Here is a 13820-nt window from a genome sequence, read left to right as displayed (position 1 = left end):
CGTCAATCCCATCCGATCCGGGAGCCCTTCTCATGAGTACGACACTCTTTCTGGCAGGCGCCGCCGGCGCCATTGGCAGCGCGCTCGTTCCGTTGCTCGTCGGTTCGGGCTACACCGTGTATGGCACGACCCGCAAGCCGGAGCGTGCGGGCGAGATCGAGGCGATGGGCGCACGGCCCGTCATTCTCGATGTCTTCGATGCCACTGCGCTCGCACGCGAGATGCAGCGCATCGCCCCGGCGATCGTCGTGCATCAGTTGACCGACTTGCCGCCGGGCCTCGACCCCGCCCGCATGGCGGACGCCGTGGCGCGCAACGCGCGCATTCGCGACGAAGGCACGGCGAATCTCGTCGCGGCGGCCCGCGCGGCCGGATGTCGGCGATTCATTGCGCAAAGCATCGCGTGGGCGTATGCCCCGGGGCCGGCGCCTCACGCTGAAACATGGCCACTCGATCTCGGTGCCGAGGGTGCGCGGGCGATCACGGTACGCGGCGTGGCGGCACTCGAAGCGCACGCGCTGAACGAGTCCGATCCGCGTTGGCAGGGAACGGTTTTGCGCTACGGCAACCTCTACGGGCCGCGCACGGGTTTCGACGAGCCCACCGGGGCGAGCCCGGTCCATGTCGAAGCCGCAGCGTGGGCCACCGTGCTGGCTCTGAGAAGCGAGGCGACCGGTGTATTCAATATCACCGACAATGGCACGCTGGCCAGCAACGAAAAGGCCAAGCGCGTGCTCGGGTGGGATCCCGCGTTACGCCTTGCGCCGCTCTCGTGAGCGTACCGGCTTCATCTCTCTTGCGCGGTGTACTGACGATGATTTCCGCACGCTACTCGTCATCGCGAAAGAAAAGGCTATCGTCCCTCGCGGGCCGTGCCACAAATCATCGCCACGCCCGCCTCCGCTGTCGCTCGCAACGTGCTGCGCTTGTCCCCCGCGCGAGAACGCAACGCGAGCGTATGAAGAATGGCCGAGGCGAGTTTGGAAAGTATCTTGGGATCGCTCGCATCGTCCACTTCGCCCTCGGCCTGGGCGCGGCGAATGCGCGCTTCGAACGACTTGTCGAACGTCAGCAATCCTTTGCCGAGCACACCGCGCACTTCGTCGTCGTTGACGGCCTCGACCGCGGCTGTCCCGATCAGAAAACAGCCTTGCGCCGCGCCATCCGCTTCGAAATAGAGCGCCAGCGCCAGATCGTAGATACGCATCAGCGCTTCGCGCAGCGGTAGCGGCGCGGCCAATTCGCGATCCATCGCTTCGCGATTCGCGACGACGTAACGTTCGAGCGTTGCGAGATACAGCGCCCGCTTATCGCCGAATGCACCGTACAGGCTCGGGCGGTTCATGCCCGTCGCCTCGCTCAGATCGTCGAGCGTCGTTGCGCTGTAGCCCTTTTTCCAAAACGTGTTTCGCGCATGCCGCAGCGCTTCGTCGGCATCGTATGCACGCGGGCGCCCGCGGGGGCGCTTCGGTTCTCGCTCGTCTTTTTGTACCATTTGAAACAAAATCCTTGACCATGAATATTTATGTTCAATATAGTACAAAAACAGACCGACGAGGAGGAACGAGGAATGGAACTGTACTTTTCGCCGCTCGCGTGTTCGATGGCCACCCGCATTGCGTTTTACGAAGCGGGCTACGAAGCTACCTACATTCAGGTCGACACGAAGCGCAAGCAGCTCGAGAACGGCAGCGATTTTTTTTCGCTCAATCCGATTGGCCAAGTGCCGGTGCTGCGTACGGATGAGGGCGAGTTGCTCACCGAAAACACAGCGATCCTGCCGTATGTCGCCGATCGGTTTCCGCACGCACAGTTGGCACCGGTGGGCAGCTTGGAGCGCGCACGTCTGCAGCAATGGCTAGGTTTCATCAGCACTGAACTGCACAAGGCGCTCTTCGTCCCGCTGCTCGACCCGAACGCCGGCGATGAAGTGAAGCGCTATACGCGCGAGAAGGTGGACATCCGCCTGAATCTCTTGGCCGCCCGCTTTGCCGCGCACGAATGGCTGCTAGATGCATTCAGCGTGGCGGATGCATATCTCGCCGTCGTGCTCAACTGGGCGCGCTACTGCGATGTCGAAATCGATCGATGGCCCGCCATCGCAGCGTACTTCAAGCTAGTCACCGCGCGCCCCGCTGTCGCGCGGGCAATGAGCGAGGAATTCGCGCTATACCGCGAACAAGTCGAGCGGGAAAAGGAAAGGGCCCAAGCAACGCGTGCTTGAGACGTACGAACGCAATGAAGCCAAGCGCGATGGAACGCACGCAAACGCCATACTGCGCGACTGCGCGGGCTCCATCGCTTACCGGTGCGGCCTCAAGCCGCCTTCAGGATTCCGTGCGGATCGATCACGAATTTACGCGGCGCGCCGCCGTCGAATTTGCGATAACCCTCAGGTGCCTGATCGAGCGAGATCACCGTGACATTGACGATCTTGGCGATCGGCAGCTTGTCCCAGAGGATGGCCTGCATCAGATTGCGGTTGTACTTCATGACCGGCGTCTGGCCCGTATGGAACGAATGCGATTTCGCCCAGCCCAGCCCAAAACGCAAGCTCAGACTGCCGCGGCGCGCAGCGGCATCGGCCGAGCCCGGGTCGTCCGTCACATAAAGCCCCGGAATGCCGATCGCACCCGCCGCACGCGTGACTTCCATCAGCGAATTGAGCACGGCGGCGGGTGCCTCGTCGCCGTGCGCGCTACCGTGCCCATGCGCCTCGAAGCCCACGCAATCGACGGCGCAGTCCACTTCCGGCTTGCCGAGTATGGCCTCGATCTGCTCGCCAAGCGTCGCATCCTGCGACAAATCGACTGTCTCGAACCCCATCTGCCGCGCATGCGCGAGACGTTCGGCGTTCATATCGCCGACGATCGTGCAAGCAGCCCCGAGCAGGCGCGCCGACGCGGCCGCCGCCATACCGACGGGCCCCGCCCCGGCGATATACACGGTCGACCCCGGCTTCACACCAGCGGTGACGGCGCCGTGATAACCGGTCGGCAAAATATCGGACAAGCAGGTGAGATCGCGAATCTTGGACAGCGCCTGATCGCGGTCGGGAAATTTCAGCAGATTGAAGTCGGCGTACGGCACGAGCACGTACTCGGCCTGCCCGCCGATCCATCCGCCCATGTCGACATAGCCATACGCGCCGCCCGCGCGCGCGGGATTGACGTTCAGACACACGCCCGTGTGCTGATCCTTGCACATCGCACAGCGCCCGCAGGCGACATTGAACGGCACGGAAACGAGATCGCCGATCGATAGCGTCTCGACGTCACGGCCGATTTCGACGACCTCGCCCGTAATCTCATGCCCGAGTACGAGACCGACGGGCGCTGTCGTGCGTCCGCGCACCATGTGCTGATCGGAGCCGCAGATGTTCGTGCTGACCACCTTCAAGATCACGCCGTGCTGGATCGAGCGGCCGCTCGGGTCCACCATCTTCGGGTAATCGATCGACTGCACGTCGACTTTGCCCGGCCCCATATACACCACACCTCGGTTGCTGCTCATCGTAAGCGTCTCCATGTCTTCGAAGAAATTTCGCGCGCGGCTCCATCGGACGGCCCGCGCACGGTGTCCTACGCATTGCAGCGTAGTCCTCAATGCGCCGCGGCTATCCATCCAAACGCGACACGTCTTTGCCGGAACCCGACATGCCCGTCCCGATGGGTCCCTTATCGATTGAACGCATGGCGCAAAACGCCTATCGTGGAAGCCTTCGCGGCCCACCGTCACCGTTCGTTGGAGGTTCATTCGATGGCCCAGTCTTCCGTCTACGGCCTGAAGCGGCTCTATATCGACGGCACCTGTTGCGATGCCACCAGCGGCACGACGTTCGATACATTCGATCCCGCCACGGGCGCGCACCTTGCCACCGTCCAGCAGGCCAGCCAGGCCGATATCGACCGCGCCGTTGCCGCAGCACGCGAAGGGCAGCGCCTATGGGCCGCCCTCGGCGCCATGGCGCGCTCGCGTATTCTCAGGCGTGCCGTCGAGATCCTGCGCGCGCGTAACGATGCGCTCGCGGAGCTCGAAATGCGCGACACCGGCAAGCCGGTCGCGGAGACGCGCAGCGTCGATATCGCCACTGGCGCCGACGTCATCGAGTACTACGCCGGTCTCGCGCCCGCGCTCGAAGGCACGCAAATTCCGCTGCGCGAGGACTCCTTCGTCTACACGCGCCGCGAGCCCCTCGGCGTATGCGCCGGTATCGGCGCATGGAACTACCCCCTACAGATCGCCTGCTGGAAATCGGCGCCCGCGCTTGCAGCCGGCAATGCAATGATCTTCAAGCCGAGCGAAGTGGCGCCGCTCTCGGCGCTGGAATTGGCCGCGATCTACACGGAAGCCGGCGTGCCGCCCGGTGTGTTCAACGTCGTGCAAGGCGACGGCCGCGTCGGTGCCATGCTCGCGACGCACGAGGGCATTGCCAAGGTCTCGTTCACGGGCGGCGTGGAAACCGGGAAAAAGGTGATGTCGATTGCGGGAGCATCGTCGCTCAAGGAAGTGACGATGGAGCTCGGCGGGAAATCGCCGTTGATCGTTTTCGACGATGCGGACCTCGCGCGCGCCGCCGATATCGCGGTCACCGCCAATTTCTTCAGCGCGGGCCAAGTCTGTACGAACGGCACGCGTGTTTTCGTGCACCGTTCGGTCAAGGCCGAATTCGAAGCGCTCGTGGCCGACCGCGTCAAACGTATCCGCATCGGCAAACCGTCCGATCCGCAGACGAATTTCGGCCCGCTCGCCAGCGCGGCCCAGCTCGACAAGGTGCTCGGCTACATCGAAAGCGGCAAGCGCGAGGGCGCGCGGCTCGTGACAGGCGGCATGCGGCTCGTCGACGGCGATTTCGCGCAGGGGCAATACGTCGCGCCGACGGTCTTTGCCGATTGCCGCGACGACATGCGCATCGTGCGCGAGGAGATTTTCGGCCCCGTCATGTGCCTGCTCGATTTCGACGACGAAGCCCAAGTCATCGCCCGCGCGAACGCGACACACTTCGGCCTCGCCGCCGGCGTCGTCACCGAAAGCCTGGCGCGCGCGCATCGCACGATCCACCGTCTCGAAGCCGGTATCTGCTGGATCAATACATGGGGTGAATCGCCGGCCGAAATGCCCGTGGGCGGATACAAGCAATCGGGCATTGGCCGCGAAAACGGTTTGACCACGCTCGAGCACTACACACAGATCAAATCGGTTCAGGTCGAACTCGGGCCGTACCGGCCTGCCTTTTGAAAGGGGATGCGCTTGAACACCAGCGAATTCGACTACATCGTGATCGGCGCCGGCTCGGCCGGCAATGTGCTGGCCACACGGCTGACCGAGGATGCCGATGTGAGCGTGCTGCTGCTCGAAGCGGGCGGTCCGGACTACCGCTTCGACTTTCGCACGCAGATGCCGGCCGCGCTCGCTTACCCGCTGCAAGGGCGCCGCTACAACTGGGCCTATGAAACGGAGCCCGAGCCGCATATGAACAACCGCCGCATGGAGTGTGGGCGCGGCAAGGGCCTGGGCGGCTCATCGTTGATCAATGGCATGTGCTATATCCGCGGCAATGCGCTCGATTACGACGGATGGGCGGAAATCGAAGGGCTCGGGGATTGGAGCTATCTCGACTGTCTGCCCTACTTCAAAAAAGCCGAAACGCGTGACATTGGACCGAATGCCTATCACGGTGGCGACGGTCCCGTTCATGTCACGACGAGCAAGCCCGGCAACAATCCGCTTTTCGGGGCGATGGTGGAAGCCGGCGTACAAGCGGGCTATGCACGCACCGACGATCTCAACGGTTATCGGCAAGAAGGCTTCGGTCCGATGGATCGCACGGTCACAGCGCACGGCCGCCGCGCCAGCACGGCACGCGGCTACCTCGATCAGGCACGCGAGCGGCCGAACCTGACGATCGTCACGCATGCGCTGACCGATCGTATTCTGTTCTCGGGTAAGCGGGCGGTTGGGGTGGCCTATTTGCATGGCGGCGAAGCGCGCGAGGCTCGAGCTCGCCGCGAAGTGCTGTTATGTTCCGGCGCCATCGCTTCGCCGCAGATTTTGCAACGTTCCGGGGTCGGCCCCGGTGAATGGCTGCGCGCGCTGCAGATTCCCGTGGTGCTCGATCTGCCCGGAGTGGGCCGCAATCTGCAGGACCATCTCGAGATGTATCTGCAATACGAGTGCAAGGAACCCGTCTCGCTCTATCCGGCGCTCAAGTGGTACAACCAGCCCGCCATCGGGCTCGAATGGCTGGCAAAGGGCACGGGCCTCGGTGCCAGCAATCACTTCGAAGCCGGCGGTTTCATCCGCACGCGCGACGACGATCTTTGGCCGAACATTCAATACCATTTCCTGCCGATAGCGATCAACTACAACGGCTCGAATGCTATCGACATGCATGGCTTTCAAGCGCATGTCGGCTCGATGCGCTCGCCGAGCCGCGGGAGGGTGAAGCTACGGTCGCGCGATCCGCGCGATCATCCGAGCATCTTGTTCAACTACATGGCGGAGCCGCTCGATTGGCGCGAGTTTCGTGATGCTATCCGGATCACACGTGAAATCATCGCGCAACCCGCGCTCGATCGGTACCGCGGACGCGAGCTGAGTCCGGGTGCCGATCTGAAGAGCGACCGGGAACTCGATGCGTTCGTTCGCTCGCGTGCTGAAACCGCGTTTCATCCGTCGTGCTCATGCCCAATGGGGTATGACGGGATGGCGGTCGTCGATACCGAAGCCCGCGTGCATGGTATCGATGGTTTGCGTGTCGTCGATGCGTCGATCATGCCGATCATCACGACAGGCAATCTGAACGCACCGACGATCATGCTGGCCGAGAAAATCGCCGACAAGATTCGCGCACGTAAGCCGCTGGCGCGCGCCGATGTGCCTTACTATGTCGCGAAAGGGACGCCGGCATGCCAGCGTGGCACGAAACTGGCTGGTACGGTCGACGTCTGAACGGTCCAGGAGATTTCAACGTGCGCAATCGTCTCGCCTGTCGTCTCGCGCTCATTGGCGCGAGCATCGTATGGGGCCTGTCGGCCATGCCTGCGGGTGCCCAACAAGCTGCCTCGATGCCTGGCATGGATATGTCGCATGCGGCGGGCACGACGCCCGGCGGTTCCAGCGATGCCTCCTCGCAGGCTTTCAAGGAGGCTGATCAGAAAATGATGCAGAACATGAATTCGCCGAGTTATACCGGCGATGCGGACAAGGACTTCGTCTCGCATATGATTCCGCACCATCAAGGGGCAATCGATATGGCTCAGGTCGAGCTCAAGTATGGGAAAGATCCCATATTGCGGCGTCTGGCTCATCAGATCATCAAGGCGCAGCAGGACGAAATCAAGCTCATGAAGCGTTGGCAGGAGAAACGGGCTCAGTAGTGCGGCTTGGGTGGGTGGTCAACGCCCGCGGCACGTACTCACGCATGCGCAACTCGGGTTGTCAGCTCGAGGCCCAGCGCTTTCATTACCGACAGCATTGTTTTCAGCGTCGGATTGCCTCGCTCACTGAAGGAACGGTAGAGCTGCTCGCGCGAAAGTCCCGTTTGCCCTGCGATCTGCGCCATGCCCTTCGCTCGGGCGACCACACCGAGCGCATGCGCGATATAGCCTGCATCGTTCGTCTCGAATGCCGCAGCCATGAACTCCGCCATCGCTGCTTCACTGCCTAGATCCTCCGCCGGATCATAGACTGTCAATTTTTCGGCCATTTCACTCTCCCAACTCGTTCAACAAACGCTTGGCTAACTCGATGTCCTTCGCTTGGCCGTTCTTTGTGCCGCCGCACAATAAAACGACGATCGTATTGCCCCGCCTATGGAAGTAGATGCGGTAGCCCGGCCCATAGTGAAGGCGCAACTCGCAAACCCCTTGTCCAACCGACTGCGCATCCCCCGTGTGTCCGTAAGCCAAACGGTCCAACCGCGACGCGATCAGCGCCCGGGCGCGCTCGTCCTTCAGCCGCAAGCGCCACCGTCGGAAGGTTTCGGTTTCCCTAAGCTCGCTTATCGTAAGGCACATTGTATTTTAAAAACTACCCACCGATCAAGAAGAGTTACATGGTGATGCCGCCCCGAGAACGCGCACCGTTGTAGCTCAGATATAAGAAGAAGTAACGTCGATCGCTGAGGCGCCGAACACTGCGGCAAGGGCAGCCCGGAAACGGGCGCTCATCCGGCCGATGCCCGATCCTGAATGGCGCCGCTGAGCAAGTCCGATGGCGGATTTTCTATACCTCACGTTTTATTGGCCGCATCTACTGATGACAAGCCGCCGCGTAGGCGGTCTTTTCTCATCGGGAACTGCCATGCCGACCGCCACTTCGTCGAGGACCCCTCGCGCTCATGCCGCCGCCCGGCTCGAGCGTCTGCCATTTTCCTCGTACCATCGCCTACTTTTCATCGTCATCGCGCTGGCGTTCTTTTTCGATTCGGTCGATCTCGGCACCATGACTTTCGTGCTCGGCTCGATCAAGCAGGAATTCGGCTTGTCGACTGCGGCGGCGGGGCTCGTCGCCAGCGCCAGCTTCTTCGGCATGGTGTTTGGAGCCGCCGTGGCCGGCCTGCTCGCCGACCGTTTCGGTAGACGTCCTGTATTCCAGTGGAGCATGGTGCTCTGGGGAGTCGCCTCCTACCTTTGCTCGACCGCGCATGATGTGAATTCGCTCATCGCTTATCGTGTCGTACTCGGAATCGGCATGGGCATGGAGTTTCCCGTCGCACAGGCGTTGTTGTCCGAGTTCGTTCCGACCGCTTCGCGCGGCCGCCTCATCGCATTGATGGACGGCTTCTGGCCGCTGGGCTTCATTACGGCAGGCATCGTTTCGTATTTCGTGCTGCCGCAATTCGGCTGGCGCACGGTGTTCGCATTGCTGGCCATTCCGGCCGTGTTCGTGCTGATCGTGCGGCGCATCGTGCCTGAATCGCCGAGGTGGCTGGAGCATCGCGGGCGTCTTGCGCATGCCGACGCGGTACTGAACGATATCGAAACGAAGGTGTTGCGTGCGACGGGCCTTGCATCGCTGCCCCCCATACCGGATATGGACGCCGTGCCGTTCGGGCAGCGCCCGCGCAGTGCATTCCGCGAAATCTGGAGCGACGTTTATCGCAAGCGCACGATCATGGTGTGGACGCTGTGGTTCTTTGCGCTGCTCGGCTTTTACGGGCTGACCTCATGGCTCGGCGCGCTGATGCAGCAATCGGGCGTTACGGCGACGAAGTCGGTGCTCTATACGGTGCTCATTTCCCTCGCTGGAATCCCCGGGTTTCTCTGCGCCGCGTGGCTCGTTGAACGATGGGGCCGCAAGCCGACTTGCGTAGCATCGCTCATGGGCGGCGCAACGATGGCTTATCTCTACGGGCAGGCAGTCTTGCACGGCGGCGATCTCACACTGGTGATCAGCGCCGGCTTTGCGATGCAGTTCTTTCTCTTCGGCATGTGGGCGGCGCTTTATACCTATACCCCCGAGCTTTACGGCACCGGTGCGCGTGCAACCGGATCAGGGTTCGCGTCGGCAGTCGGCCGGATCGGCTCGTTGATCGGGCCGTATGTGGTCGGGCTCGTATTGCCTGTCTTCGGACAGAGCGGTGTCTTCACGCTCGGGGCGCTTTCGTTCATGCTGGCTGCGGCAGCCGTCGCAGTGTTGGGGATCGAAACAAAGGGGCGCGCGCTCGAATCGCTTTCGAGCGATGAAGCAGAAGCGACGGACGATCGGTACGCCACGGCGACGGAGCGAGTCAGGGGTGGCTAGCAGGCTATGGAATGGACCTGCCTCGATATCGAGTTCCCTCGCCGGCTGAGTGAACTTCCCAGGTAGGGCCGAATCGGAAAACGCCCCAATCGACGGCAAGGTCGATCGGGGCGTTTTGCCAGCGAGCCTGAAGCCACCGTTCAAGCCGTCTTCAACTGCTCTCCCACGGGTAACTTCCGTATCCGCTTGCCCGTTGCGGCGAAAATCGCATTCGTCAAAGCCGGCGCGAGCGCCGACGTGCCCGGCTCGCCGATACCACCCGGCGCTTCGCCGCTCTTCACGATATGCACCACGATCTCCGGCGTTTCATTGAGCCGCAATACACGATAGTCCGTGAAATTGCTCTGCTCGACCCGGCCATCCTTGATCGTGATTTCGCTATAAAGCGCACCGGTGATACCGAAGACGACACCGCCTTGTATCTGCGCTTCGATCGTCCTCGGATTGACGGCCATGCCGCAATCGACGGCACATACGACGCGGTCCACCTTCACCGCGCCGCCCTCGACCGTCACCTCCGCCACCATGCTCAAATAGCTGCCGAAGGCGTGCATGACCGATACGCCGCGCCCCTTTCCTTTCGGCAGCGGACTGCCCCAACCAGCCTCGCGCGTGGCAACCTGCAACACATGCGCGGCACGCGGGGCATCGCCTAGCAAATCGAGCCGATACTTCACCGGATCGATGCCCGCATGTGCGGCAAGTTCGTCGATGAAACTTTCGACGACGAACGTGCCGCGCGTCGCACCGACGCCGCGCCAGAACGCGGTCGGAATAGGACCGGGCTCCTCGCGCACGTAATCGACGAGTTGATTCGGCAGGCGATAAGGCAGTTCGGCCGCCACTTCGACCGCATCGGGATCGACGCCGTTCTTCACGACTGCCGGCGCGAAGCGTGCCAGGATCGACGAGCCTACCACCCGATGCTGCCAGGCTATGGGCTTGCCGTTCGCGTCGAGGCCGGCAGATATTCGATCGTAGTAGCAAGGCCGATACATGTCGTGCTGGACGTCTTCCTCTCGGGTCCAGACGACCTTGACGGGCGAATCGACGGCCTTGCCGATCTTCAGCGCCTGCACGATCGCATCGACTTCGAGCCTTCTGCCGAACCCGCCGCCGAGCAAATGATTATGGACGGCCACTTTTTCGGGGGGCAGCCCGGTCACTTTGGCGCCCACGGCGCGAGCGATGGTCGGAACCTGCGTACCGACCCAGATATCGCAGCGATCGGCGTGCACGTGCACCGTGCAGTTGATGGGCTCCATCGTGGCGTGTGCGAGCAGCGGTTGCTCATAGACCGCATCGATGCGCGCCTTGGCCTCGCCGAACGCTTTGCCGACGTCCCCTTCCTTGCGCGCGACAGCGCCGTCGCGCCGCGACGCTTCCGCAAGATCGGAAAAAATCTTCTGAGTCGATAGCGTGGCAGCCTGTCCGCCGTTCCACTTGATGTCGAGGGCAGCAACGCCTTGCTTCGCAGCCCAGGTATGCGCCGCGACAACGGCAACCGCGTTGTCGAGCTTCACCACCTGATGCACTCCGGGCACTTGCTTGGCACGCGTATCGTCAACGCTGTCGAGCGTGCCGCCGAACACGGGGCAATTGACGATGGCCGCGTAGACCATGCCGGGCAGGCGCACGTCGAAGCCGAACAGCGCAGTACCGTCCACTTTTTGCGCCGAATCGAGCCGGTCCGTGGGCTTGCCGATCAGTTCGAAGTCCTTGGGGTCCTTGAGCGGGACAGTGGCCGGCAACGGCAGCTTCGCCGCGGCATCGACGAGTTTGCCGTAGGCGATCCGCCGTCCGCTCAGCGTGTGCACGACTTCACCGGCGTGCGCCGTGCATGAAGCGGGATCGACGCGCCATTGCCGCGCCGCCGCCGAGACCAGCAACGCGCGCGCGGTGGCACCCGCCTGGCGCATCGGCTGCCATGCGAAGCGAATCGAGGTCGAACCGCCGGTGATCTGCCCGCCTCCCAGCAACGGATCGCCATACAGCTTGTCGTTGGGCGGCGCATGATCGAGCGTCACTTGCTGCAACGGCACGGCCAGTTCCTCGGCGATCAGCATCGGAATCGAGGTGTAGACGCCTTGCCCCATCTCTACCTTGGGCATCACGAGCGTCACGCGGCTTTCGCGATCGATTCGGATGAACGCGTTCGGCGCGAAGGTGCCGGGCGCTGCGACCTCGGAAGCCTGACCTTCGACGGCGGATCGGCGCGCATGCGCGCCGCGGTCGGTCGCGGCATCGGCTCGCACGCTGAAGCCGAGCAACAATCCGCCGCCAGCGGCTGCACCGAGCGTCATGCCGAACTTCAGAAACGTCCTTCGCGAGACGCCGGAACCGGCCGGCTCGTCTGCCAGGTCCGGAGCGCCAGCGGCGCTGCCTTCGAAGCTATGCGCGAGATTGAAGAGTCCTTTGGACATGTCAGACTTCCCCCGCCGCGTGCTTCACGGCCGCACGAATGCGGTTGTAGGTGCCGCAACGGCAGAGGTTGCCCGACATCGCCGCATCGATATCCGCATCGCTCGGCTTCGGGTTTTGGGCGAGCAGCGAGGCAGCCGACATCACCTGCCCCGACTGGCAATAACCGCATTGGACGACATCGAGATCGCGCCAGGCTTCCTGCACCTTACGGCCTGCCGGCGTGGCGCCGACGGCTTCAATCGTCGTGACTTTCTTGCCGGCGACGGCCGACACCGGCAGCACGCACGAGCGCACCGCGGCCCCATCGAGATGGACCGTACACGCACCGCACTGAGCGATGCCGCAACCGAACTTCGTGCCGGTCAGGCCCACCACATCGCGCAGTACCCAAAGTAGCGGCATGTCGTCCGGCACGTCGAGCGTGTGGACCTTTCCGTTGATCGTCAGCGTCGCCATCCTCAGTCCTTTCTTATTGTCTCAATGAGTCGATATCGATCACGAAGCGATATTTCACATCGCTCTTCAACATCCGGCCGTAAGCTTCGTTGATCTGCTGCATCGGAATCATTTCGATATCCGAGGTAATGCCATGCTGACCGCAAAAATCGAGCATCTCCTGCGTTTCGGCGATTCCCCCGATCAGCGAACCCGCCAGCCGGCGGCGCTTCAGGATCAGGTTGAACACTTGCGGCGACGGATGATCGTGCTCGGGTGCGCCGACCAGCGTCATCGTCCCGTCGCGCTTGAGCAGTGCGATGAACGGATTCAAATCGTGTTGCGCGGCAACCGTATTGATCAAAAGATCGAAGCTGTTTGCATGTTTGGCCATCGCCTCGGGGTCCTTCGAGATGACGACCTCGTCCGCCCCCAACCGCTTGCCGTCTTCGACCTTCGACGCCGACGTCGTGAAAAGCACCACGTGCGCGCCCATTGCGTGCGCGAGCTTCACACCCATGTGGCCGAGGCCGCCGAGACCGACGATGCCGACTTTCTTGCCCGGGCCGGCGCCCCAGGTGCGCAACGGCGAATAAGTCGTGATGCCCGCGCACAGCAACGGTGCGACGGCAGCCGGATCGAGGTTGTCGGGCACGCGCAGCACGAACGCTTCGTCGACGACGAGGTTCGTCGAATAGCCGCCGTAGGTCGTTTCACCCGTTACGCGATCCGTGCCGTTGTAGGTGCCGACGAAGCCGTTCTCGCAGTATTGCTCGAGGCCCTCCTGGCAGCTCGCGCAGGTTCGGCATGAATCGACGAGACAGCCGACGCCGACGAGGTCGCCCGCTTTATAGCGCGTGACGGCCGGCCCGACTTCCATCACGCGGCCCACGATCTCGTGGCCCGGCACCACCGGGTAGAGGGTGTTGCTCCATTCGTTGCGTGCCTGGTGCAGGTCCGAGTGACACACGCCGCAGAACATCACTTCGATATGCACGTCGTGCTCGCGCAGACCGCGACGCTCCAATTCGAACGGCGCGAGCGGCGATTGCGCGTTCTGGGCTGCGTAGGCGTGAGTCTTGTACATGGTCGCTCCTGTCATGCGGTTGGCAAATCGAGCCTCACATCCTAGGCAGCGGCCGTGCCGCGCGAAATACCTGAACCTCTTGAAGCCTTGCCTGTTTCTCTTGGCGACCAGCAAAACCGCGCCGTTG

General features: G+C 62.6%; 13 protein-coding genes. 6 read left to right on the top strand and 7 right to left on the bottom strand.

Features of this window, described 5'->3' with window-relative positions:
* Nucleotides 1-32: 32 nt before the first annotated feature.
* Entirely contained in the window at nucleotides 33-776 is a 744-nt protein-coding gene (locus tag ACO1XS_RS14240; RefSeq protein WP_486390968.1) for an NAD-dependent epimerase/dehydratase family protein, read from the top strand.
* Between the two features lie 77 nt (nucleotides 777-853).
* Here the strand turns inward: ACO1XS_RS14240 and ACO1XS_RS14235 are convergent, their stop codons facing one another.
* Complete coding sequence (locus ACO1XS_RS14235) at nucleotides 854-1495, bottom strand: TetR/AcrR family transcriptional regulator (RefSeq protein ID WP_486390967.1); 642 nt, start codon at nucleotides 1493-1495, stop codon at nucleotides 854-856.
* 75 nt (nucleotides 1496-1570) lie between these two features.
* On the opposite strand from ACO1XS_RS14235, the gene ACO1XS_RS14230 reads away from it, so the two are divergent.
* Nucleotides 1571-2224, top strand: coding sequence for a glutathione binding-like protein (locus ACO1XS_RS14230; protein WP_486390966.1), 654 nt, complete (start codon nucleotides 1571-1573; stop codon nucleotides 2222-2224).
* Between the two features lie 92 nt (nucleotides 2225-2316).
* Here ACO1XS_RS14230 and fdhA read toward each other — a convergent pair whose 3' ends face one another.
* A complete protein-coding gene (gene fdhA, locus ACO1XS_RS14225) occupies nucleotides 2317-3513 on the bottom strand; it encodes a formaldehyde dehydrogenase, glutathione-independent (protein ID WP_331566641.1) in 1197 nt (398 codons plus the stop codon).
* A gap of 246 nt (nucleotides 3514-3759) precedes the next feature.
* Here fdhA and betB point away from each other — a divergent pair, with 246 nt between their 5' ends.
* The 3 genes from betB to copM are packed head-to-tail and all read left to right on the top strand — an operon-like array spanning nucleotide 3760 to nucleotide 7379.
* A complete protein-coding gene (betB, locus tag ACO1XS_RS14220; protein WP_486390965.1) occupies nucleotides 3760-5238 on the top strand; it encodes a betaine-aldehyde dehydrogenase in 1479 nt (492 codons plus the stop codon).
* Between the two features lie 12 nt (nucleotides 5239-5250).
* Nucleotides 5251-6951 carry a choline dehydrogenase gene (gene betA / locus ACO1XS_RS14215; protein WP_486390964.1) on the top strand — a complete coding sequence of 567 codons (1701 nt, stop codon included), beginning with the start codon at nucleotides 5251-5253 and terminating at the stop codon, nucleotides 6949-6951.
* Between the two features lie 20 nt (nucleotides 6952-6971).
* Nucleotides 6972-7379 carry a CopM family metallochaperone gene (gene copM / locus ACO1XS_RS14210; RefSeq protein WP_486390963.1) on the top strand — a complete coding sequence of 136 codons (408 nt, stop codon included), beginning with the start codon at nucleotides 6972-6974 and terminating at the stop codon, nucleotides 7377-7379.
* 38 nt (nucleotides 7380-7417) lie between these two features.
* Here the strand turns inward: copM and ACO1XS_RS14205 are convergent, their stop codons facing one another.
* Nucleotides 7418-7708 (bottom strand): addiction module antidote protein, encoded by a 291-nt coding sequence (locus ACO1XS_RS14205; protein ID WP_173255519.1) that lies wholly within the window; start codon nucleotides 7706-7708, stop codon nucleotides 7418-7420.
* A gap of 1 nt (nucleotide 7709) precedes the next feature.
* Nucleotides 7710-7964, bottom strand: coding sequence for a type II toxin-antitoxin system RelE/ParE family toxin (locus ACO1XS_RS14200; RefSeq protein WP_331566635.1), 255 nt, complete (start codon nucleotides 7962-7964; stop codon nucleotides 7710-7712).
* A 340-nt stretch (nucleotides 7965-8304) separates the two neighbouring features.
* Here ACO1XS_RS14200 and ACO1XS_RS14195 point away from each other — a divergent pair, with 340 nt between their 5' ends.
* Complete coding sequence (locus ACO1XS_RS14195) at nucleotides 8305-9747, top strand: MFS transporter (protein ID WP_486390962.1); 1443 nt, start codon at nucleotides 8305-8307, stop codon at nucleotides 9745-9747.
* A gap of 140 nt (nucleotides 9748-9887) precedes the next feature.
* Here ACO1XS_RS14195 and ACO1XS_RS14190 read toward each other — a convergent pair whose 3' ends face one another.
* Genes ACO1XS_RS14190 through ACO1XS_RS14180 form a run of 3 tightly spaced genes read right to left on the bottom strand, consistent with a single transcriptional unit; the run spans nucleotide 9888 to nucleotide 13693 of the window.
* The gene (locus ACO1XS_RS14190) at nucleotides 9888-12170 is read right to left on the bottom strand and encodes a xanthine dehydrogenase family protein molybdopterin-binding subunit (protein WP_486390961.1); all 2283 of its coding nucleotides are present in this window, start codon (nucleotides 12168-12170) and stop codon (nucleotides 9888-9890) included.
* A gap of 1 nt (nucleotide 12171) precedes the next feature.
* Nucleotides 12172-12627 carry a (2Fe-2S)-binding protein gene (locus tag ACO1XS_RS14185; RefSeq protein ID WP_331572093.1) on the bottom strand — a complete coding sequence of 152 codons (456 nt, stop codon included), beginning with the start codon at nucleotides 12625-12627 and terminating at the stop codon, nucleotides 12172-12174.
* Between the two features lie 13 nt (nucleotides 12628-12640).
* Complete coding sequence (locus tag ACO1XS_RS14180) at nucleotides 12641-13693, bottom strand: NAD(P)-dependent alcohol dehydrogenase (protein WP_331572091.1); 1053 nt, start codon at nucleotides 13691-13693, stop codon at nucleotides 12641-12643.
* Nucleotides 13694-13820 lie beyond the last annotated feature (127 nt).

The sequence above is a fragment of the Trinickia sp. genome (assembly GCF_057351765.1).
Note: the sequence above shows the minus strand (reverse complement) of the source record. Positions and strands in the feature narration are given on the sequence as shown.

Excerpts from the sequence above, each read along its gene's own strand:
- ACO1XS_RS14240 (WP_486390968.1), top strand. The coding sequence starts at position 33 with ATGAGTACGACACTCTTTCTGGCAGGCGCCGCCGGCGCCATTGGCAGC.
- ACO1XS_RS14235 (WP_486390967.1), bottom strand. The coding sequence starts at position 1,495 with ATGGTACAAAAAGACGAGCGAGAACCGAAGCGCCCCCGCGGGCGCCCG.
- ACO1XS_RS14230 (WP_486390966.1), top strand. The coding sequence starts at position 1,571 with ATGGAACTGTACTTTTCGCCGCTCGCGTGTTCGATGGCCACCCGCATT.
- fdhA (WP_331566641.1), bottom strand. The coding sequence starts at position 3,513 with ATGAGCAGCAACCGAGGTGTGGTGTATATGGGGCCGGGCAAAGTCGAC.
- betB (WP_486390965.1), top strand. The coding sequence starts at position 3,760 with ATGGCCCAGTCTTCCGTCTACGGCCTGAAGCGGCTCTATATCGACGGC.
- ACO1XS_RS14205 (WP_173255519.1), bottom strand. The coding sequence starts at position 7,708 with ATGGCCGAAAAATTGACAGTCTATGATCCGGCGGAGGATCTAGGCAGT.
- ACO1XS_RS14195 (WP_486390962.1), top strand. The coding sequence starts at position 8,305 with ATGCCGACCGCCACTTCGTCGAGGACCCCTCGCGCTCATGCCGCCGCC.
- ACO1XS_RS14190 (WP_486390961.1), bottom strand. The coding sequence starts at position 12,170 with ATGTCCAAAGGACTCTTCAATCTCGCGCATAGCTTCGAAGGCAGCGCC.
- ACO1XS_RS14185 (WP_331572093.1), bottom strand. The coding sequence starts at position 12,627 with ATGGCGACGCTGACGATCAACGGAAAGGTCCACACGCTCGACGTGCCG.
- ACO1XS_RS14180 (WP_331572091.1), bottom strand. The coding sequence starts at position 13,693 with ATGTACAAGACTCACGCCTACGCAGCCCAGAACGCGCAATCGCCGCTC.